Annotated in this window: 15 protein-coding genes and 1 tRNA gene; 8 read left to right on the plus strand and 8 right to left on the minus strand. The window is 35.9% G+C overall.

Going from position 1 to position 23,280, the window contains the following annotated elements; all coding sequences use genetic code 11:
• Nucleotides 1-53: 53 nt before the first annotated feature.
• From ACQH3L_RS05900 to ACQH3L_RS05920, 5 genes are read right to left on the minus strand one after another with little or no spacing between them, the layout of a single operon-like run.
• Nucleotides 54-3,032, minus strand: a complete 2,979-nt coding sequence (locus ACQH3L_RS05900; protein ID WP_425384764.1) for a type IV secretion system protein — start codon at nucleotides 3,030-3,032, stop codon at nucleotides 54-56.
• A complete protein-coding gene (locus tag ACQH3L_RS05905; protein WP_425384765.1) occupies nucleotides 3,029-5,416 on the minus strand; it encodes a type IV secretion system protein in 2,388 nt (795 codons plus the stop codon). Before ACQH3L_RS05905 ends, ACQH3L_RS05900 begins: the two co-directional genes overlap by 4 nt.
• 9 nt (nucleotides 5,417-5,425) lie before the next feature.
• On the minus strand, nucleotides 5,426-7,990 hold the full coding sequence (locus ACQH3L_RS05910; RefSeq protein ID WP_010082423.1) for a type IV secretion system protein: 2,565 nt from the start codon (nucleotides 7,988-7,990) through the stop codon (nucleotides 5,426-5,428).
• The gene (locus ACQH3L_RS05915) at nucleotides 7,983-10,388 is read right to left on the minus strand and encodes a VirB4 family type IV secretion/conjugal transfer ATPase (RefSeq protein ID WP_425384766.1); all 2,406 of its coding nucleotides are present in this window, start codon (nucleotides 10,386-10,388) and stop codon (nucleotides 7,983-7,985) included. The genes ACQH3L_RS05910 and ACQH3L_RS05915 overlap by 8 nt, the downstream gene beginning before the upstream one ends.
• Nucleotides 10,389-10,397: 9 nt before the next feature.
• Nucleotides 10,398-10,694 carry a type IV secretion system protein VirB3 gene (locus ACQH3L_RS05920; protein WP_425384767.1) on the minus strand — a complete coding sequence of 99 codons (297 nt, stop codon included), beginning with the start codon at nucleotides 10,692-10,694 and terminating at the stop codon, nucleotides 10,398-10,400.
• A 108-nt stretch (nucleotides 10,695-10,802) separates the two neighbouring features.
• Here ACQH3L_RS05920 and ACQH3L_RS05925 point away from each other — a divergent pair, with 108 nt between their 5' ends.
• Nucleotides 10,803-12,338, plus strand: a complete 1,536-nt coding sequence (locus ACQH3L_RS05925) for a lysine--tRNA ligase (protein ID WP_010082403.1) — start codon at nucleotides 10,803-10,805, stop codon at nucleotides 12,336-12,338.
• 731 nt (nucleotides 12,339-13,069) lie between these two features.
• Here ACQH3L_RS05925 and ACQH3L_RS05930 read toward each other — a convergent pair.
• The gene (locus tag ACQH3L_RS05930; RefSeq protein ID WP_153801319.1) at nucleotides 13,070-13,213 is read right to left on the minus strand and encodes a hypothetical protein; all 144 of its coding nucleotides are present in this window, start codon (nucleotides 13,211-13,213) and stop codon (nucleotides 13,070-13,072) included.
• Between the two features lie 73 nt (nucleotides 13,214-13,286).
• On the minus strand, nucleotides 13,287-15,920 hold the full coding sequence (gene alaS, locus ACQH3L_RS05935; RefSeq protein WP_425384768.1) for an alanine--tRNA ligase: 2,634 nt from the start codon (nucleotides 15,918-15,920) through the stop codon (nucleotides 13,287-13,289).
• Nucleotides 15,921-16,085: 165 nt separating this feature from the next.
• On the opposite strand from alaS, the gene ACQH3L_RS05940 reads away from it, so the two are divergent.
• The 7 genes from ACQH3L_RS05940 to gpmI all read left to right on the plus strand — a co-directional run bounded on the left by ACQH3L_RS05940 (nucleotide 16,086) and on the right by gpmI (nucleotide 22,157).
• Complete coding sequence (locus tag ACQH3L_RS05940) at nucleotides 16,086-16,529, plus strand: PAS domain-containing protein (protein WP_010962890.1); 444 nt, start codon at nucleotides 16,086-16,088, stop codon at nucleotides 16,527-16,529.
• 98 nt (nucleotides 16,530-16,627) lie between these two features.
• The gene (rpmI, locus tag ACQH3L_RS05945) at nucleotides 16,628-16,834 is read left to right on the plus strand and encodes a 50S ribosomal protein L35 (RefSeq protein ID WP_007548610.1); all 207 of its coding nucleotides are present in this window, start codon (nucleotides 16,628-16,630) and stop codon (nucleotides 16,832-16,834) included.
• 20 nt (nucleotides 16,835-16,854) lie between these two features.
• Nucleotides 16,855-17,220, plus strand: a complete 366-nt coding sequence (gene rplT, locus ACQH3L_RS05950; protein ID WP_006279340.1) for a 50S ribosomal protein L20 — start codon at nucleotides 16,855-16,857, stop codon at nucleotides 17,218-17,220.
• Between the two features lie 12 nt (nucleotides 17,221-17,232).
• Nucleotides 17,233-18,132, plus strand: coding sequence for a methionyl-tRNA formyltransferase (fmt, locus tag ACQH3L_RS05955; RefSeq protein ID WP_425384769.1), 900 nt, complete (start codon nucleotides 17,233-17,235; stop codon nucleotides 18,130-18,132).
• Nucleotides 18,133-18,212: 80 nt separating this feature from the next.
• On the plus strand, nucleotides 18,213-19,724 hold the full coding sequence (gene purH / locus ACQH3L_RS05960) for a bifunctional phosphoribosylaminoimidazolecarboxamide formyltransferase/IMP cyclohydrolase (protein WP_010082407.1): 1,512 nt from the start codon (nucleotides 18,213-18,215) through the stop codon (nucleotides 19,722-19,724).
• Nucleotides 19,725-20,531: 807 nt separating this feature from the next.
• A tRNA-Asn gene (locus ACQH3L_RS05965) sits at nucleotides 20,532-20,603 on the plus strand.
• Between the two features lie 33 nt (nucleotides 20,604-20,636).
• Nucleotides 20,637-22,157 carry a 2,3-bisphosphoglycerate-independent phosphoglycerate mutase gene (gene gpmI / locus ACQH3L_RS05970; protein ID WP_425384770.1) on the plus strand — a complete coding sequence of 507 codons (1,521 nt, stop codon included), beginning with the start codon at nucleotides 20,637-20,639 and terminating at the stop codon, nucleotides 22,155-22,157.
• Nucleotides 22,158-22,196: 39 nt separating this feature from the next.
• Here gpmI and fabD read toward each other — a convergent pair whose 3' ends face one another.
• Nucleotides 22,197-23,177 (minus strand): ACP S-malonyltransferase, encoded by a 981-nt coding sequence (gene fabD / locus ACQH3L_RS05975; RefSeq protein ID WP_038199165.1) that lies wholly within the window; start codon nucleotides 23,175-23,177, stop codon nucleotides 22,197-22,199.
• Nucleotides 23,178-23,280: the final 103 nt, after the last annotated feature.

Below are 23,280 nucleotides of genomic sequence, written 5' to 3' on the forward strand. Positions count from 1 at the left end.
AACTTTACTTAAAATATCTTTTTAATTAGTTACTCCATAATATCATTTATATCTTACTCCTCTCCATTTTCTTCCTTGTTTTTAGCTTTAGCACTAGGATCACTTCTTATTGTTTCATCAGAATTTTTTTGCTGATCTGATTGTTTTAATGTTTTAGGTCTATCACTCGTTGTTTCATCAGAACTTCCTTTAGAATCTTCTTTTTTGTCTGGTTGCTTTGGCGTGTTAGGTAATTTAGCCTCAATTTTTCCCCGATCTTTACTCATTTTCTGCTTGATACTCTGTATCATACTTTGGGTCTTATCATCAAGGCCAACGGTTGACAGCATAGCTTGCGATGCGCTCTTAGCAACTGTACCAACACCGCCAGTAACTCCATAACCAGAGCTAAATAGTGTTTGTACCATAGTTTCCGATATAGAAACAAAAGCTTCCATTGCACCGGCAATAATGAGGTATATAAACGCCTGGATTAGGTCTATAGGTAATGCTGCAAAGTGTCCACTAGCCCTTTCTCCGGTACTGAGTGCAACATCAACGCTAGTGCCAGGACTGTATCCAAGAGGCAGTATTGATTTCATCAAGCACAGATCATACGATAAGAAATTTACGCTAATTAAACATTGATAGCATGCAGAAAAATTTGTGAGGTTATATAAAACTGAATACATCAACTGATTTAAAAGAGATAAAAATGAAAATAAAATGACTGGTTCTAATGAAACATGAGCCAACGTTTTTATCCAATTATCAAACAAGGGTTTAGTCTTTTGAAATAGAATAAATACGATAAATAAAGGTGTTAATGACAGTAAAAACGCCACTAGAACAGTAGATATTACATATTTAAACGTAGCGCTAATAATGCATTTTAAGAACATAAAAGTAGCGTAGAGTATTGCCAAAAATGCAATAAAGCCAAAAGGACCAGAGAGCATCAATGATAAAAACTTTAACCAAGTTTCTGCTGTGAATAATACTCCTGCTGTCAAGTCTAAGAATGCAAATTTTCTCCCCCCTTCCCCTATATAGCCAGAAAAGCTATCAACCAAATAAGTGCTACCATCTATAAAAAGTCTGGATAAAGTTGTACCAAAAAGTTCCCAGCTTCTATCGCTAAAGGCAAAAGCTATAAATGCTATCTTGAACATTCTTACAATGAAATCAAATTTACTTAGCTGTATTGTTCCAAGCATATAGCCAATGACAGTAAATATAACGTATAGAGTAAGTAAAGCTCTTACCCCCTGAAGAAGACCTCTTGCATATCCTTTGTATGAATCTTTAACGCTGTCCCCAATTACTTCTTCTTTTATAAATTTAAATACCCCGTTTACATTCGATGAAATAAAATCATTAATTTTTCTTTTGACAAATAAAGTTACACTATACTTATTGTTTTCGTAATATTTGCCATTTTTGTCCGTAATGTCATCTTTCTCTACGTTGCTTACATTGATGCCGAAATATATCTTCTTAGGTTTGCATTCATCTGTTATAGGTTTTTTGTCTTTGCATTCATCTGTTAAAAGACCTCCATCTATTATATAATATACCTTATCCTTTGTTTTATCTAAGTGCTCTACTTTTTTGAAATCATTAGTCTTTGGAGCAGATGGATCCCCTGGCGGGTTATCACCCAAATACACATACAGTTTTTCACCATTGATATATTCACACGATCTAGTCACTTTAACATGGTACCCGCCCCTATTAGCTCCATAGTAACCATAATCTGCTATAGCAAGCATCACACTACTACCATATTTTACATTGTCATTTACTGCATAGTCACTATTTAATTTCAGAGAAAAATCCTCGAAATTGTCACTAATTTGCGAACACACATTATCCTTTCTTGCACCTACTTCATTATCTGGAAGACATTGCATACCTTTATCAGTATCTTGATCACCAAGATCACCAATTTTTGCAACAAGAGCCTCAGCCCAAGATTTATCATCTTCAGTAAAACTACCTGCTTTAACATTCCCTTCCATTTTTTCTAGATAAGAATACATATCACATTTATTTCCTTTATCGTACTTCTTATACCTTATAGAGGAGACACAGTTCCGTTCTCCTGCTCGACCTGAATCATAGCTCCATATACCTTTTCTAGTATAGCATATATTCTGATAGTAACAATTAAGCTCATAAGAACTGTACTTTTTTTTCTCATCCAAACTACAGTTTTTTCCATCACATAACTCATTCAATCCTATTTTAACTCGGCGTAAATCGAACAGCGAGCCATGTATCCATGGTTCGTTGTTTTTAACATAACCTTTATTAAAATGTACCTTATTATCATATGGAGTGTACCCATTGCCAACTAGCACTTTGCTTTCCTTTGCTTTTGTTTTATCAAGAGGTAAAAATTTTATTTTATTTCTCTTTCCATCCTTGCCCTCACAAAAAAATTCCTCTCCCTCTTGCTTGCTAACATTCAATATTTCACTTTCTGACACTTTTTCACCTCCTTCTTCAGCTCTATAACAATCGTCATCAAAGCTGATACCTTTCCCTCCTGGATTGTCATAATCAATTGTTATTTTTCTGGGAACTAAGCTAAAGCTTAACTTATCACCAGGATTTACTTTAATTCCAGTGTCTACATAACGTCTATTGCTGCCAAATCCTTTACCACCGCACAATTCGTTTTTATTTACGCCTTTTTCATCAACGCCATAATTATTAGGCACATCGTTAATATTTGCAGCTTTACTATAATTTGGTTCTGAGCCATCAGCACAAAAGCTAGCTGGCACAAGTACTTTCCTTGGATTTTTGTCTTCTTTAAAAGGGCAAAAATTTACTGATCCATCGAGGGTGAATTTGATTTCCTCACCCTTAATAATTACTTGACCAGAATCAACCCAATGAATTTTAACTTCTTCACCAGCTTTATGAACTGGAACATCCACGTTAACACTAGTGTTTCTGCTCTGCAACCCAGGTTCGACACAATCCATGTTACAACCAGTGATTGCAAGACACAGTATCAACAATAGTGATCTTTTACTTATCATTGCTGTCTTCCTGGTGGTGGTATCTGAGGCGTTGACCTTTGAGTCCCTTGTGGTATTTGAGGTCTTGACGTACCTGACTGTTGAGAAGCACCTCCTCTTTCTCTTCTTTGAACGCTTTGTTCATCTAACCCTACTGTTCCCATTAAGCTTTGTTGATACTGTCTTCCAGGTTCGCTTGCTACATAAGCACCAAACAACGAGTCAGATATTGTCGAAGAAGCTTCAACTAAAGCTTTCATAGCGTGTCCCAAAATAACAAAAGCCATCATAGCGGTAATATTAGGTGTATATTTGGAAGCATAACCATAAAAAATACAAGGGTTAAAAATCTTTAAGTTAATATTAAGTATACATGTAGAGCAGACCTCAAAATCAAATACTGAATACACAATATAATCCATAACCTGGCTTATCAGTGATATAAAAATTAAAAGCACTACTGGATGAATCGCAAATCTTGCTAAATTTTTAACCCAGTTGTGAAACATCTGCCTAGTATACGCAAATAAAAGACAAATAATAAAAATAGGTGCTAAAGAAAGCAATAACGCAACTATTGCTATAGATGTAATAAAAGAAAATAAGGCATTAAAAATAGATAAGCTCACTGTGATTAAACCCCAAACCACCAAGCAAAAAGATACAATGCCCAAAGGGCCAGAAAATATAAGAGATACTATTAACAATACTGAATGCGATGACAAGAACCTATTGAGCGGCAAATCAAGAAACTCAAAAACATTTGAAGTAGTGCCTCTAAAATTTGCTATTTCTATTAGTTGTTTTGGAGTGTTAATAAATATAGAGAATGCGTTGTTATAAAAAAAGTCCCAGCTATTATCCTGCAATAGCTGGGCGATGATTCCTATCTTTACGCATATAATTAAAAACTCATATATAGAAATATGAGTTAATCCAAAAAAGTAATAAAGAGTATATAAGATTATATATAGTACTAATAGTGATATTATAGTAGATCTAATGGTATTTGTTCTGCTTGATTTTATAAAACTTTCGTAAAGAGACTTTACAGGACTAGTATCAGAGTGAATTGCGTTAGGGTCTTTATAATTAGAGCCGAAAAATGCAGTTTTCACTTTTTCATCAAAGAAATTATATATTGCACTAAAAGTTTTTGTAGGTGGCTCTTTAGTTGTTAGGTTAATACTAAATTGACCTTCATTTTTGTAATCGCAGCCATGGTCTCTTATTCCGTAATATATGGTGCCTGTTTTGTCTTTTAATTTTCCTTTCAAGTTTTCCATGTCATGAACTTTGCTGATATCTACAGATATATCCGCTTGATTTTCACCAGGCTTATGCTCAGGGAATTTATCGGAAACACTTATATACAAGCTATTTTCCAGACTATGGTTCTTCGTTACTCTTATGTTGAACCCGCCTTTGTCATTTGTATTGTAGCAGCTCTTGTCATTTCTGCTACATAGACTAAAAGTTAAACTTGGTATTTGATGGTCATTCTCCATCTTATGATCACAACTAGTACATAAACCACCACCTGGAATGTGTTCAAGAGTTTCATTATCCATACCAACTTTTAGAAATGTAATGTCAGTTTTTACCTGTTTTCCCTTTAATACGTTACTAATAATTTCAGCAACAACAGATTCACCACTAGAATTTAAAGCATTGAATAGCTCAATTTCTATATTATTATATTCAATATACACGCAATCCTCGCCTCTACGACCAGAAGAAAATTTACATATACGTCTACAGAGTGAATTTAAAATGTGCGTATCTATCTTACTTGCACTGCTCTCTGAAAGCTTACTGCAATCTATATTCTCTCCTTGTTTTATAGAGTTAATAATATTTTCAATTTCCTTTTTTCTTTCATCTTGATCTAACTTCGAAAACCAGTACTCTCTTCCACTCAACCATTGCGCATCGCCTATTATATATTTATTAGGACATATCCCATCCTTGCCACCTTGGCATTTCTCTTGATTTAAAACATGTGCAAAATGTTCCGTTTCTTGCTCGCTACACTTTTCGTCGATTTTCAAATACCTGATTTTTGTCTCACTCTCTTTATCTTTACACACTTTACTTCCAATCACACTAAAGCTTATCGTATCGCCTTTTTTAAGTGCAAATGGTAATGCAACGTCATTTCTCCCAGGCCCAATTGCAAAATCTGCATACTGCTTAGGACAAAAATTAACCTTACTAGGCACTATATCAATCTCTGTTACTCTTATTCTATCTGAGATATTAACACCAGAATCAACCCATTTCTGCTCTGTTGACACTATATCTAGTTTTTCACGCAAACCTGATAAATTTTCTGGCTTAATACAGTGATGTTCCCCGCAGCCTGACAGAAAAAAAAACGGTATTATCAGCAAAAATTTTAGCATAAATCCAACTCATTCAGTGCTTTTGTTAACACTCTCGGAGCTACTAGAACCAGAACCTCGAGATTTACTCTTGTCTCCACCACTCAACTTCTTAGCAGCAGCACCAGCAACTCCAGCAACACCCCCAGCAGCAGCTTTGGCAGCAGATAAAGCTTTGCCCACTATTTGTCCAGGTGTCTGACCTGAGCCAAGTGCTGCTCTATGGTTACCAGCAAGTTCAGCAGCCATGCCAGGAAGAATGTTTAAAAAGTGGTAAAAGAGGAATAATACTAAACACAATTTTAATAATTCTCCGATGAGAGAGCTGCCAAACTCCATGTATGTAAAGTCGAATAGACCAAGTATGCTGCTCTTTTTAAAGCTATAATTTTGCATCATACATGCAAGAGTAGTTTCATTTTTATCACATTCCCCATCTTTCAATTTAAACCACTGTTTTTTCTTACTATATGAGATTTCTGCTTGTTTCTTTTCATATGACTTGTCCGGTTGTTCATTTTTATATGACTCGTCCAGTTCAAAATTTAAATTTTTAAAATAGATTTTATCACATGCTATGAACATAAAGGACAAAAACGCAAAAAGGATAACCGGGTATAAGCTATAGGTAATCAACTCTTTCACCCAGCCTTCAAAATATCCTTTGGTGTGTTGGAATAAAACCATAGGAATGAACAAAGGTGATAAAATGATGATTACACTTAAAGCAACTAGAGATAAAATAAATACATAGCACAGCCACAAAATAACCATCATCATCAGAACGGCCATAAATATACAGACAAGAGCTACTAAAATTTGTCCACCAGCAAAAATAATACCGATTACCGAACCTGCAACTAATAAGACAGGAGCAGCACCAAGCAAGACTGCTAACGTTGCAACACCTCCAGTACCAATTTTGCCACCAATTCCATCTAAAGGGGCACCTAAATAAAATAAAATTCTACAATCAAGCCTATCCCAAGGTGCAAGATAACTGTAAGATACCCTCTTTCCTGCACGAGTATATTCATAATCTGTACCTGCTTTATAATTACATATGCCTTTACTTTCAGATGATGCTTTTAGCACTATCTCTGACAAACCATTTGAGAGACGAGTTAATTCTCCATAATAATGAGACATGGTACTGCCTGTTGTGAAGTAAATCACTAAAGCGAATTTTATGATCAACATATACATTTCTTGAGGCCTCTGAACTCCACCAGACATGGCTTTTATAGAGAACAGTATTAAAGCTAAAACTAAAACAGCAGTTACAGTGTTTTTCAGCCTTTTCTGTGCTACAGATATAAAACTCTCACCATTTGGTGCACCTTTACCTGCAACTAAATTATCTAACGATTCCTTAATGCATTGCACTATCATAGAAGTTACGGGAATAGGAGCTAATGATTTACTCCCTGCCTGGTTATAACAAGCTTCAGAAACATACGAGCTAAAACAGCCAGCATTATCATAACCTACAAAAATTTTCCCCCCTTGTCCGTTGAGTCTTTTTTCTTTAGATCTGATAATAGTTTTATAGTCATCATTATTACCAATAGGAACTTTTTCCTCTCCTGTACCATCTTTATTTTTGAATATCATCACAGATTTTTCACACATAGGAGCAAGTGGGTCAGGTGGCAATTCCGTGCACCCCATATCAACCCCTTGCGGCCAAGGAGTCATTTCGATACCAAGCATGCTAACACTGGCTAACTCCACACATAATCTGCCCGTTTTTCTCACTGCTTTGAATGTAGCTCCATGTATGGGTTCGCTCTGTCCTGCTTTGAGAACTCTACATTCCAGACCACCATCAACCTTCGAGGACCATGACCCATCTACGTATCCAGTGTCTTTCTCCCTGACATCAAAGTCTATGTATCCAGGTTTTCCTCTGGAATTAAAGTCTACCTTATTAAAAAGATTACCAAAAGTTAAAGGGTTTCGATGACATACTTCTATATATTCACTGTATTGCACACCATTTTTTGGCCAGTAATAACTCTCTGTACTCTCCTGAACGTTAGAATTTAAGGCTTCTTTTTCTGCTCTTTTCCCGTCATAATCTTTTTTGTTCACGTCTTCCCGAGCTTTATTTTGCAAACAAGAAAAATATTCCTCTTCTGTTTGGTAATTTTCATTGGTGCAGCCACTATAACCTGTGTCTTCTAATTTAAAATTTTTGTATTTTCCATCATGATCACGTGCAACTGGGTGTTTAACAAAACTATGTTCACAAACAACAAGCCCTCCTATCGCTTTCCAGACTCCAACAATTGCAGCTATCATTCCAACAATAACAAGAGCGGTAAACAAACCAGCAGAAGAAACGATCAAAACAATGCCAGTAAATATTGCGCCAACAGCAATCGCTATTCCAGCAAGTGCTGCAGCTGTTTTAAACGCTCCACAATCAGGATTAGAGGCACGACTAAAACTGCCAGTGGAATTAAATCTGCTAACAAATTCTGTCTTGTCAGTACCACTTACTCCATCTGCAAGCACTGGATATGAGAGTAAAAAGTCTATATTTAGTAAAAATATCGCAATTAATAGCAATGACAGCTTAGTCTTAAACATTTTTTACCTTCTGATAAAATATAGGCAACCATACTTTTGGGTTGTCCCCAACTTCATTTAATATATCGTGTAACAATAGAACACTTTCTGCACGTCCGGATAATACGTTGATTATATCATCCAGGCCTTTTAAGTCTATTCTAGCTACTACAGCATTGACTCCTTGTTTCACCAAAAAGAATCTAGTACTCGGATCTGTGTGCTTAATTAATATATATTCACGTTCAGTTAACATAAAAACATCCCGATAGACACTAGTAGCTTTCAGATTTGGTAAAAAAATCTGTGTCGCTGTTTGTTGTACAAGCGTATCGCTAATAGTACTTTTACTTGCATCCTCAACACTCTGAGTAGCAAAAATCACAAAAGCATTTAGTTTTCTCAGTACCTTCAACCAGTCTTTTATCTTGGGTGCAAAAACTGGATTATCTATTAACGCCCATGCCTCATCAAGAACGATAATAGATGGAGTGCCATCAAGAGATATACTAATCCTATGAAATAAATAAATCAAGACCGGTCCAAGAGCAACAGGATCTTTGAGCAAGCTAGCCATCTCAAAACCAAATACTCTTGCTCGTGAAAAATCTAGCAAATCTTCTTTATTGTCAAATATTGCAGCATGAGAACCATTATCATGCCACATAGATATTGCCCCAGCTAGAGTATCAGGACCTGCAAGCCCTAAAAACGGTACGAGGTTTCTCAAGAATCTGTCTTCTTTTCTTAATTTAAAATTTCCTTCAATTGCATCATTAATTCGTGCAATATCTTCTGAAGTAAATTTATCATTATATACCGAAATTAAAGACTTTATCCACTCCATTAAAAATGTTCTATTATCAGAGGTATCATCAAGTTGTAAAGGATTAAAATTTGTTTTAGTTCTTGGTTCTATTACAGTATAGATACCACTAAGTGCTATTAAGAAAATCTCTGCACCGCGATCTTTATCAAAAAAGAATATCCTTGGAGAAAACTTCATCGCTTGGGCACACAGGAAATTCATTAAAACAGTTTTACCAGCACCAGTTGGGCCAATTATCATAGTGTGTCCAACATCCCTTATATGAAAGTTGAAAAAAAATGGAGTACCAGATGTCGTGTCAAAAACTGTAACGGCATCTCCCCAGTGGTTATTGAATTTATTACCAGTAGGATAATTATGTTGAGATGCAAATCCAGCCAAATTAAGACTACTTATTGTAGCTTTTCTCACTATATAATCGAAATTACCAGGAATTTGCGCCCAAAATGCTGGTTCAAGGTTAACTCTCTCACGTATAGGGTAAACACCGCAATTAGAAAGCTCTGATTCTACCAACGACAGAGCGTTATCCAATGATTTAGGACTTTTTTCTATACATAAAATAGTCAGGTGATGTTGACCAAACGCAATCTTACCACTCATTGCGTCATCAAGCGCTTGAGAAATTTCTGCTATTTGAGAAATAGCTTTATCTGCAGACTGTATCATTCGATTTTGCTGTATCTGCATTTTTCCAATCGCCATTTGCCTGTTTATAAATTGAAAAGATTGCGTAATTATAAACTCGTAAGGAAGTTGTAAAAACGAATCAAGCATTCCTGCAGAAGTATGATTTCCATATTCTTTGATACTAATTATTCCAGCATATTTACTCTCATTATGAGTCACAACCTGTATCATCTTACGGCCAAAGAATAACCTATGTACTGGTAAGTACCTTGATATTTCAGTTCTTAGCGGAAAAAGCGTATTTGTAACGAATCCACAATTTACGATTCTAGATAGAAACTCCATTATTTCGCAGAACAAACCATCTGGAGTTTCTTTTACTCCAAGAATTTTAGGCGAATAATTTCTAAGGCTTGTCACTACACGATTTGTCGTTTCCTCTAAATCTTCATACGTGGCACGTATATCACTTTCCCAAGCATGTTTTGAAGTTACATGTCCGAATTTTTTTAGTAGATGTGACAAAAATTCTACTCCTTTTGTGTCCGCTCTACGGATAATCGTAATGTATAGGTCATTAATAAATGATTGCCTTGTTGCGTGTTTTTCTCTCCATTTTAGATTTACGTGATTAGCGAAAAAATTCGGCAAACCTTGACTTGCAAATTCATCAGAAAAAATATTTTTCTTACGTCTGATAGTATGAAAATACAAACTAAATGCCGGAGATGAAATGCTTCTTAGCATCTGATTCCTGATGTTGTTCTGTATGACTAAATCCTCGTCATCGGCAGTTTCAAATGCAAAACCACTTAATTTTATAACCTTAACCAACCAATTTTCTTTTGTCATCAAGGTTGTGCTATTCCAATAGCAAGAATAAGGAATAAATTCAGCAGCGTGAACTTCCCTGTTCAGAGTAGATTTATTCTTTGATTGAATAGCCCTAAACCTCAGCATCACACAACGTTAAGCAATATCATAAGAATTGGCTCCATGGTAAAAACGATTTAAACATTTCGAGCACTTTCCCAATTTTACCATAAATAATTCAATAAACAACGGTTCTTTTGCAGAAGCTATATAACCAAGTCCATGTATACCTGGTAACATTAAGAGAACCACTCTTAAATCATTTGAATTAATGAAAATTAGCATGCAAATCAGGACGTTTAATATTGCAAACATATAACTCACACCAAAGAGCATTGCAGGTCTTGTAAGACCTTTAAATAATTGATCTGTTTGTATACTACCTGTGGACATATCTTTAACCTTCTAATAATAGCTCTAACACTAATACTATATCATTATATTAAAAATCCATTGAAACTAGTAGCACTTTAAGTTAAGATACATTATTTAATCCCGATAATGACAAATTGGCCATTTCAAGAAGCAGAAAAAATATTGCAAGAGTTTCCTAATAAAAAAGAAATAATATTTGAAACTGGTTATGGACCCTCTGGTTTACCCCACATAGGAACCTTTGGAGAGGTTTTCCGCACTACAGTTATTGTAAATGCATTAAAAAAAATAGCTCCTGGTATAAAAACCAAAATCATTGCAGTTTCAGATGATATGGATGGTTTGCGAAAAATACCAGATAATGTGCCAAATCAAGAGATGCTAAGAGAGCACTTAAATAAACCATTGACTATGATACCTGATCCATTTGGCACTCATCAGAGTTATGGTCATCATATGAATTCATTGTTGTGTAAATTTCTTGATATGTTTGAATTTGAATACGAGTTCAGGAGTGCAACAGAGTGTTATAAATCTGGCGTTTACGATGAAAAACTTTTACTCTTACTGAAAAATTATGATAAAGTGATGGACGTAATGCTTCCATCATTTCGGGAAGAAAGACAGCAGACTTATAGTCCATTCTTGCCAATATGCCCAAAAACTTCTCAAGTTTTACAAGTTCCAGTAATTGAAACAAATACAGAGAAAGGAACAATCACATATGAAGACCCAAACGGGGAAAAAATAGAAGTTCCAGTGACAAAAGGAAAATGTAAACTGCAATGGAAACCTGATTGGGGAATGAGGTGGGCCGCATTTGGAGTAAATTACGAAGCTCACGGAAAAGATTTAACTCCATCTGCTGTGCTTTCAAGTCAAATATGTGAAATACTTGGAGAAAAGCCACCACTTCTGTTTTGCTACGAGCTTTTCCTTGATAAAGAAGGAAAGAAAATATCAAAATCAAAAGGAAATGGCATTTCAATTGAAGAGTGGCTAACTTACGCACCAACAGAGAGCTTAGCATTGTACATTTTTCAGAGTCCTAAAAAAGCTAAACGTTTATATTTTGATGTGATACCAAAATCAACTGATGAATATTTAGAATTTGTAAAGCGTTATCATGAGAACAAAGAAAAGGATATAAATAATCCTGCTTGGCACATTCACCAGGGCAATGTTCCCAGTATAGAAACTTCAGGCATAAATTTCTCACTACTTTTAAACCTAGCAGCAGCTTGTAATGCTGAAAACAAAGAGATCCTATGGGGTTTTATATCCTCTTATGCACCAAACGTTACACCAGAAAATAATAAAATGCTTGATAGACTTTCAGACTTTGCAGTAAAGTATTATCACGATTTTATCAAGCCAACAAAATCATATAAAACTCCAAATGAAAAAGAAAAAGCAGCGTTACTAGATTTGAAGGACACTTTACATTCTCTATCTACAACTGCTACTGCTGAAGAAATTCAATCTCAGGTATTTTCTATTGGAAAAAAATATGATTACACCAACTTACGTGACTGGTTTCAGCTATTATATGAAACGTTACTTGGCCAAAAAACCGGTCCAAGAATGGGATCTTTCATAAAGCTTTACGGAATAGGTAATACGATTTCTCTCATAGAAAGCGCTACTAAATGTATACTTTAGAGTTTACCTCCTTTCATTTGAGCTCTTTAGTTTTAATAAGAATTCCTTGACAAACTCCGCTAGCCCCCTTATCATGAAACTGAAGCTATTGTATTTGCTTTCGCCAATCTGCAGATTAAAAGGTAAGGATTACTTAATGTATCGGCGTCTTATGTTCAATTTTTTGCAGTATATAGATACTGTATGTCTTTACAAAACTTCATCTACATCTAGATTTTTATCTAAATAAGCTGAACGCGCTTATAAAGCGTTACAAGACATCAAAAAATGCCAATACTCGACAGAGATAGTAAAAGACTAGCTAACTCGGGGATTCTTTGTCTTTTTTTCTGCTTAGTAAATTTCTTAAACGTTTGCAGCGTAAGTTAGTTGCAATTAAAAGCAGCTGAATTTCGCTTGTCAAGCGTTTAAAACATAAAAAACGCCAATATTTTAAAGCGGATAATAACCACGGGGCTTCTTTTGCCTTTTTTTTCATTTGGTAAATTTCTTAATGTTTGTGGCTGAACGACAACCGTCATCCCGCTACTTGTTAGCGGGATCTCTTGTTAGCGGCTGAGATACCGCGAATGAATCGCGGTATGACGGTTCGCGGCGGCATGAAGATAAGGTTTATACCTTGTCATCCCGGTGCTTGACACTGGGATCCAGCTTTCTTTATAAATTCACCAAAAGTGCTTCATTCTATAACGCAAAACCCATACTCACCAAATCCAATGCATTACTTGCAATTAAGTTTCCTGGATCCCAGTGTCTGGGCACTGGGATGACACCATCATAAAGGAATCAGTGTCAGCTACTTTCATGACACCATTCTTTTTCCTGGATCCAAGTAGTCGAGCTACTTGGATGACAGCTAGCCTGACAACCGTCATCCCGCTACCTGTTAGCGGGATCTATGCTAAGAGATACCGCGAATGAATCGCGGTATGACGGTGTAGACGATGGTTAAGTATCCCGCTGCTTGTTAGCGCCGCGGCGGTATGACGGTTCGTGGTGGTATGACGTAGAGTGCTTAGAAGCTGTTATTTTGCTATAAATGGCTGTAATGGCATCATCTATTTTATTGCTATCACAGCCTGTTTGTGCAAGTTCAGCATTCCCACCACAGTTCTTTTTAACTGCTATGGATATTAGTTCTTTTGCGCTAATCTTATTGATTAAGTCTTTACTTACTTTAATAATCAAGACTGTTTTATCTTTTTCTGTTGCCGTAAAAGCTATTACCGTTTTTGGTTTTTGTTGCTGCAAAACAAACTCTCTTATTACATTTGCTGGAATATCAGTGAAAGTGTGGCTTATAAAATTTATTCCATTTATTTCGGTGCTTTTTATATTCTCTGCACTCACAAGCTTTTTATATAGGTTTTTTATTTTGGTTTCGGATTTTTTGTGTTCTTGACTTAAAATACTTAATCTGCTTGTTATTTCACTCACTGGCGCTTTTACGAATTCTGCAACTTTTTTTAAGTTAATTTCATTATCACGTACATAATTGATTGCTTCCTGACCAGTTAAAGCTTCAATTCTCCTCACTCCAAAAGCAACAGAACTCTCTGTTACTATCTTAAACAAACCAATTTCTCCAGTATGTTCAACGTGTGTGCCACCACACAGTTCCCTTGAATCTCCAATCTTCACTACTCTTACTTGGTTGCCATATTTTTCACCGAATAACGCCATAGCTCCTTCGTCTATTGCCTGATTCATGCTTTGAATTTTTGTAGATGCGGAAAGATTTTCTCTGATTAGAGAGTTTACCATATCCTCTACCCAAAACAACTGATCTTGAGTCATTTGAGTGTTATGGCTGAAGTCGAATCTCATTCTATCTGGTGCAACTAGGGAACCTTTTTGAGTGACATGATCACCTAGAATTTTTCTGAGTGTAAAGTGCAGAAGATGTGTAGCTGAATGATTTCTTCTTAAGGTTTGCCTTCTTTCCTTGTCAATGCTTGCTGCAACTGTGTTACCTTTACAAATTGAACCGAACTTAACTATGCATCTGTGCAAATATAGGTCATTAACCTTATTGGTATTCTCGACTATAATAATACTTCTATCAGATTTGATCAGACTGCCAGTATCTCCCACTTGTCCACCTGACTCGCCATAAAAAGGTGTTTTATCAAGTATAATGGTTATCTTTTCTCCCTCCTTTGCAGAATCAATTACTTCATTTTTAGAGGAAACTATAGCTAGTATTTTCGCATCACTTACTTCATTGAACTCATAACCAACAAATTTTGTTTTGCCAAATTTATTGATCAAATCAAACCATACTTGCTCAACAGATTTTTCACCAGATCCAGCCCATTTAGCACGTGCTCTCTCTTTTTGTTCTCCCATTGCATCATCAAAACCCTTCTGGTCAAAATTTATTTTTTTCTCTTTTAAAATATCAAGTGTAATATCCAAAGGAAATCCGTAGGTGTCATATAGCTTAAACGCTGATTCTCCAGGCAAAGTATCGCCCGATTTTAAATCTGTAGTGAATTTCTCCAGGAGATTGATACCTTTCATCAAAGTGTCTTTAAAGTTTTCTTCCTCTGATTTTAACGTCGTTTCTATTAAGCTTTTAGCTCTGACTAATTCAGCTCCCATATAAGCCGAACTCGTGCTATCTATCAACACTGGAAAAATACGATGGAGTAGGGAATCATTATATCCAAGCAGGTGAATATAACGTGTGGCTCTCCTAATTAATCTGCGTAATACGTAATTCCTGCCCTCATTTCCAGGAAGCACTCCTTCTGCGATGAGAAATGCAGCCGCGCGAAGATGATCTGCTATGATCTTATGCGCTATTTTATTTTCCGTTCTTCCACAGTACTCTTGTGATTTACTTATCAGAGCAGAAAATAGATCAATATCATAGTTATCATGGACGTTTTGCATAACAGCCGCTATTCTTTCAAGGCCCATTCCAGTATCGATGCATTTTTTTGGCAATTTGTGTAAATTACCTTCTTCATCTTTGTTAAACTCCATGAATACCAGATTCCAGATTTCAACAATTCTATCGCCCTCTTGTAAATTAGGACTCCCATGGTCATAAAAAATTTCAGAACATGGACCGCACGGACCAGTGCTTCCCATACTCCAAAAGTTATCATCCGTTGTAATTCTTATGATTTTATCACTTGAAAAGCCACTTATCTTACGCCAAATCTCGTACGCCTCATCATCAGTATGGTAGACGGTTATGGATAGTCTGTTTTTATCAAGAGATAACTCTTTAGTGATAAATTCCCACGCAAATTCTATCGCAGTTTCCTTAAAGTAATCACCGAAGCTAAAATTTCCGAGCATTTCAAAAAATGTGTGATGCCGAGTTGTATAGCCAACATTTTCCAGATCATTGTGTTTACCGCCTGCTCTTAGGCACTTTTGACTTGAGACAGCACGTTTCATTTCAGTTTTTTGAGCACCAGTAAAAATATTTTTAAACTGCACCATACCAGCATTTGTGAACATGAGCGTTGGGTCATGTTCTGGAATCAAAGGAGAAGAAGAAACCTGCTCGTGGTCATTATTTACAAAAAATTTTATAAATCTTTCTCTGATTTCGTTTAGCTTCATCGTTTTTATTGAGGTTATCTATAAATAATAAGTTGTAATGGAAATAAAATCAATACCACTCTCTAGATCTCAGAACTTTTAGTGACATGCACCTTGTGGTAAGAAAAAATCAATATATTCACGATAAATTTACCTCATATCTGTGTTTTATATGTGGAAATTGGAATGGAAATTTATGTAGGCAAAGAAAAAAGAATAGCAAATGTGGTGACTCAACACTGGAATGACATAAAAGGATCAGACAGAGATTGGCCAGAAAGGCATGAAATAGACACTGCAGAAATAATGGAATCATGGCAGCATTGTTTTGTCATTGAAGTCAAGGATCAAGGTTATATTTGTGAAAATGCAGGAGAAAAGGCTGTTGAATTCTATGGTTTTGAGAAAAAGACGCGCATTGATAATAAGTATGCAATTGATGCACCATTTTTGCGACTATATAAAATAGATGCAGTTATTGATAAACTTGATACTGTAATAGAGAGTAAATGCCCGATCAATGAAGAGGAAGAAAGTGAAAGTGTTAAAATGAGGCAAGTATTGTTGCCACTTGGGAATAAAGAAGGTATAACACACATATTGGGCGTAATTACTTTTAAACTCCTTTAATATACAATTTTAATTTGATTCTTTAATAAAATTATTTATACTAATGCTTAATTACTATTAAAGAACTCAATAGTAGTGCTTGTAAATTTATTTGGAATATGAAGAAAATAAAATTAAAAACCAAATCTTCTGTGAAAAAGCGCTTTCACCTTACAGCTAAGGGTAAAGTTATTTCTACTCAGTCAGGCAAAAGGCATGGCATGGTAAAGAGAAGTAAATCTAATATTCGTAATCAGCGCGGTACAACGATTCTTGGTAAATCTGACTCGCGTATAGTTAAGCTTCATATGCCTTACGGTATTTAACAAAATGGAGGTAAAATAAAATGGCTCGGGTAAAACGTGGAGTCACTACTCACGCTCGTCATAAAAAAATATTGAAACTGGCAAAGGGTTATAGAGGGCGTGCAAAAAGCTGTTATAGAATTGCATTACAAAGAGTTGAAAAAGCACTGCAATATGCTTACAGAGACAGAAGAACCCGTAAACGTGATTTCCGTAGCTTATGGATAATACGTATTAATGCAGCAGCAAGAGAGCATGGGCTTACTTATGGTAGGTTTATGCATGGTCTTACACTTGCCGGCATTGATTTAAATAGAAAAATTCTTGCTGAGATGGCAGTTAATTATAAGGATGATTTTGCCAAATTAGTAGAAACTGTAAGTGGTAAATTAGCGGAGAATTCTTAAAGCAAAAACACCATGAGAATTATTTTCATGGGATCACCAGGATTTGCTGTTAATTCTCTGAGCTTGTTACTGAAATCAAAGAGCGAAGTGGTGGCAGTATACACCAAGGCTCCAAAACCTTCGAGGCGTGGACAGAAGCCAACGAAATCTCCAGTACATGTTATCGCTGAAGAAAGTAACATAGAGGTATGTACTCCTATCTCTCTAAAGTTCTCGGCAGAGCAAGAAAAATTTAGAAATTTCAAGCCAGACGTTGCGGTTGTTGCCGCGTATGGATTGATACTTCCAAGAGAAATTTTGAATATTCCTAAATATGGTTGTATTAATATTCATCCTTCATTACTACCAAGGTGGCGTGGTGCAGCCCCGATACAGCACACAATTTTAGCAGGAGATCAAGAAACCGGGGTTAGCATTATGCAATTGGATGAAGGATTAGATTCCGGCACTATTTTAAAACAGGAAAAATTTCTTATCGAAAAGAACGATAATTACAAGACATTGCATGATAAATTATCTAAGCTAGGCAGTGATTTACTGCTGAAAGTGCTAAACGAAATTGAAAAACAGCTTCCCTTAAAACAGAACGATAACGATGCATGTTACGCTGACAAAGTGGAAGACTATAAAATTTATGCAAGTGATGCTTGTGAAGTTGCTTATAGAAAAGTTAAAGCGTTTTACCCAAAAGCATTCATTAAGATAGAAAATAAACGTATCAGGATACTTGATGCTGACTTTGAAGCTCTCGCTTCAGAACAAGGTAAGATTGTTAACGATAATATGCACATAAGTTTAAAAGGTGGCACTTTAATTCCTAAAGTTGTACAAATGGAAGGGAGAAATCCTTGCAGTATTGAAGATTTTATTCGTGGCTTGAAATCAAGCATGGTAAAAAAATTTATAGAATAGGCTGCTTTAAATTAGTGTAGAAATGTAATAGCTAAATTTCCTTTTCTTAGATATAATCTTAAAAAACTTTCCATATAAAAATGAAAATAAAAAGAGCTTTAATATCAGTATACGATAAAACGAATATAATTGATCTTGCATCGTTTTTAACGCAGCAACAAATAGAAATTCTTTCAACGGGCAATACTTATAAAGTGCTATCTAGTGCAGGAATAAAAACACAAGAGGTCTCAGATTACACACAATTTCCAGAGATACTGGGTGGTAGAGTAAAAACTTTACACCCTAAAATTCATGGAGGCATACTTTGCAATAGAGAAAAACACAAAACGGAAATACAAAATCTAGGTATTGAGCCAATAGAACTGCTTATAACTAACCTATACCCATTTTGGGAGACAGTAAGTAGCGGCTCAAATGAAGAGCAAATTATAGAACAAATTGATATCGGCGGAGTGGCGTTAATTAGAGCTGCAGCAAAAAACTTTCGTTTTACTTCAGTTATTTCTAGCATTCAAGACTATGAAGCACTGAAAGCTGAGATGATAGAAAATAACAATAAAACAACATTGGAATATAGAAAACACTTAGCAACCAAAGCATTTGCTCTCACTGCACACTACGATTCTAATATTCACAGTTGGTTTTTATCCCAGAGTAAAAATAATGAGTTACCAGAGTTTTTTGCTCTATACGGGCATAAAGTACAAGAACTCAGGTATGGTGAAAATCCCCATCAAAAAGCTGCATTTTATAGTAATCAATTTACAGAATATCCGTTGGAAAAACTACATGGAAAAGAGTTGAGTTATAATAATATAGTAGATATAGAATCCGCACTTAACATAACTTCTGAATTCGAAGAACCTGCAGCAGTGATAATCAAGCATAATAACCCATGTGGCGCTGCGATTGGTAATAATGCTTTGGAGGCATATGAAAAAGCTCTATCGTGCGATGAAGTAAGCAGTTTTGGTGGTATAGTTGCCTTAAACCGGGAGATAGATTTAAAGCTAGCAGAAAAATTAAACGAGATATTTTTGGAAGTAGTGATAGCACCATCGGTAAACAATGAGGCACTAAAAATTTTACAAAGAAAGAAAAATTTAAGAGTGATTATTCATAAATCTTTTCAACAAAATGTGAAATACCAAACTAAAAATGTTGTTGGTGGGTTTTTGGTGCAAGAAAATAATGACCACACAATAAAAGCAGAACAAGTAACAGAATGCACTGCAACAGACAAAGAAAAAAAAGATCTTATTTTTGCCTGGAAAATATGTAAGCATGTGAAATCCAACGCAATAGTTATAGCAAAAGATGGTTGTGCTATTGGCATCGGTGCAGGGCAAACAAGCAGAATAGATAGTGTGAACATTGCAGTGAAAAAAGCAGGTGAAAAATGTAAAGGTGCAGTGCTTGCTTCAGATGCATTTTTTCCATTCCCAGATAGCATAGTAGAAAGTGCAAAACATGAGATTACAGCTATAATTCAGCCCGGCGGCTCGCTGAAAGATCAAGATGTGATAAAAGCTGCAAATGAAAATAAAATTGCTATGTTTTTCACTGGCGTTCGCAGTTTTTTCCATTAGGCTTTGTGTCTTATCGTCATACCGCCACAAACCGTCATACCGCGATTCATTCGCGGTATCTCTCAACATAGATCCCGCTAGCGGGATGACAAATATACCGCCGCGGCGCTAACAAGAGATCCCGCTAACACGTAGCGGGATGACGAGCTTATCGTGCTGCCACGAACCGTCATGCCTCTGCGAACCGTCATACCGCGATTCATTCGCGGTATCTCAGCCGCTAACAAGCAGCGGGATGACGGTTGTCGTTTAGCTATAAATGTTTAAGAAATTTACTAAATGAAAAAAAAGGCAAAAGAAGCCCTGAGGTTATTATCCGCTTTAAAATATTGGCGTTTTTTATGTTTTAAACGCTTGACAAGCGAGATTCAGCCGCTTTTAATTGCAACTAACCTACGCTGCAAATGTTTAAGAAATTTACTAAGCAGAAAAAAAGACAAAGAATCCCCGAGTTAGCTAGTCTTTTACTATCTCTGTCGAGTATTGGCATTTTTTGATGTCTTGTAACGCTTTATAAGCGCGTTCAGCTTATTTAGATAAAAATCTAGATGTAGATGAAGTTTTGTAAAGACATACAGTATCTATATACTGCAAAAAATTGAACATAAGACGCCGATACATTAAGTAATCCTTACCTTTTAATCTGCAGATTGGCGAAAGCAAATACAATAGCTTCAGTCTCATGATAAGAGGGCTGGCGGAGTTTGTCAAGTAAGTTTTTTTGTTTCTATGGGTCAGTTGGACTTAAAGTCTACACAAAAAACGTTTACAACCAACGTTCAACATGGTAAATTAAAAACGGTTTATTCCTCGGTAGCTCAGTGGTAGAGCAGTTGGCTGTTAACCAATTGGTCGCTGGTTCGAATCCGGCCCGGGGAGCTCTTCTCTGTGAAATTCTAGTGTTGATTTTATATGAACATTAAATCAGTGGTTTTATGTATACTAGATGGCTGGGGAAATGGAATAGAGAATAATAAATACAACGCTATCAGCAACGCAAATCCACCCTGTTGGCAATATATTAGCTCTAATTATCCAAAATGCAGTTTATCTGCCTGTGGAGCTGATGTGGGGTTACCTGGTGGTCAAATAGGTAACTCAGAAGTTGGCCATATGAATATTGGCAGTGGTAGAGTGGTAATACAAAGCCTTCAGCGCATTAATCAAGAGATTGGAACAATAGAAAACAATGTAAATCTACAAAGTTTTATTAATGATCTAAAAAGTAAGAACGGAGTATGCCATATAATGGGATTGGTGTCCGATGGTGGTGTTCATTCGCATCAAAAGCATATTTCAACTTTAGCAAATAAAATATCACAGCATGGAATAAAAGTGGTGATACATGCATTTTTAGATGGCAGAGACACATTGCCAAATTCAGGAAAAAAATGCATTCAAGAATTTACAAAGAGTATAAAGGGAAATGACACAAGAATTGCTACTGTTTCTGGGCGTTACTATGCTATGGACCGTGACAACAGGTGGAAGAGAACAATCGAAGCTTATGAGGCTATCGCATTTGCAAAGGCACCTTGTCATGATAATGCAGTATCGTTGATTGAGAATAACTATCAAAATAACATAACTGATGAGTTTATCAGGCCCGCAGTAATAGGTGATTATAAAGGTATAAAACCAGAAGATGGAGTGCTGTTGGCTAACTTTCGTGCTGATCGAATGATACAATTAGCAAGTATTTTGCTTGGCAAAACAGATTACGCTAAGGTAGCAAAATTCTCTTCAATTTTAAGTATGATGAAGTATAAAGAAGATCTCAAAATTCCTTATATTTTTCCTCCTACTTCTTTCGCTGATACTCTAGGACAAACAATAGAAGACAATAAATTACGACAATTACGTATCGCCGAAACCGAGAAATACGCTCATGTGACTTTCTTTTTCAATTGTGGAAAAGAAGAACCTTTCTCTGGTGAAGAAAGAATACTCATTCCCTCACCAAAAGTTCAAACTTACGATTTGCAGCCCGAAATGTCAGCCTTCGAGCTCACAGAAAAGCTTGTAGAAAAAATTCACTCCCAAGAATTCGCACTGATAGTTGTAAATTACGCTAATCCTGATATGGTAGGGCATACAGGTAATATAAAAGCAGCCGAGAAAGCTGTGCTAGCTGTAGATGATTGTCTTGCGAAAGTGCTGAATGCTGTTAAAAAGTCAAGCAACACCGCATTAATTGTTACTGCAGACCATGGTAACGTGGAATGTATGTTCGATGAAGAAAATAATACACCTCATACAGCACACACTCTAAATAAAGTGCCATTTATTGTGTCTTGCGATAATCTAAAACTAAGAGACGGAAGGTTATCTGACATTGCCCCTACTATTTTACAGATACTTGGAATTAAAAAACCAAACGAAATGACAGGCAGTTCGTTGATTTCTTGCATTACCCTCTGTCATTCCAGCTAGGCAGCGTTATGCACCGGAATGACATCAAATAGATGTGTTTTAACTTAATCCAACTTTTAAATTTTTCGCTGTTAGTACTAATGATTCATTAAAGAAGCTGTCAATATCACCAATACTATCTATATTTTTTGTACTGATAGATTGGTCAATTCTTTTAACCAAATTAGATAAAACTTTATTAGGGCCAATTTCAACAAATTTGTTAATGCCACGGCTTGACATATACAAAACCATTTCTCTCCATTTCACTCTGCTTACAACTTGCTTGGCGAGTAAAGTTTTTATAACTTTTGGATCACTCTCCTCTTTAGCTGTAACATTTGATATCAAAGGAACTATAGGACGGGTTATTTTAATACCCTTCAAAAACTCCAAAACTTTTTCATCAGCAGGTTTCATAAGAGATGAATGAAAAGGCCCACTAACCTGTAATTTAATTAGTTTCCTCACACTCGAGTTTTTGAATAAATCGGGTAACATTTCAAGAGCTTCTCTAGTGCCACTTATAACCACTTGTCCGCCACCGTTATCGTTTGCAATTTCACAAATTCCGTCAATTTGAACTGATTTCAATATATCTTCCACTTCATTTATCTCTGCTCCAAGCAACGCAACCATTCCGCCTTTACATTTCAGTGAAGCTTCATGCATTGCTTCGCTGCGAACTTTCAGCAGCTTGATTGCAGACTCAAGCGTTAACGCTCCTGCAGCACACAGCGCTGTATATTCGCCAACTGAATGCCCACAAACATATTTAACATTGTGATCAGTGAAAAGAGATTTGCCAAACACATGCTCCATAACACGTAGCATTGCAATTGATACTGCCATTATAGCTGGCTGAGCGTTTTCTGTAATGGTTAATTCTTCAATAGGACCGTTGAAGATTAAATGAGACAGCTTTCCATCCAATATGCTATCTACTTCATTAAATACTTGTCTTGCAACAGAAAACTCACTATATAAGCTCTTTCCCATTCCTACAAACTGAGAGCCCTGACCGGGGAAAGCAAAAATCATGATAGTTATTATTTATTCCTTATTAAATATACTACTTTATTTATTTTTTGTCAATATTTTAGAATAATGATTGACTTAGTGAATTAAGTTCACTAGAATATTA

It is taken from the genome of Wolbachia endosymbiont (group A) of Sturmia bella (assembly GCF_964030905.1).
In the GTDB taxonomy this organism is placed as follows: domain Bacteria; phylum Pseudomonadota; class Alphaproteobacteria; order Rickettsiales; family Anaplasmataceae; genus Wolbachia; species Wolbachia pipientis.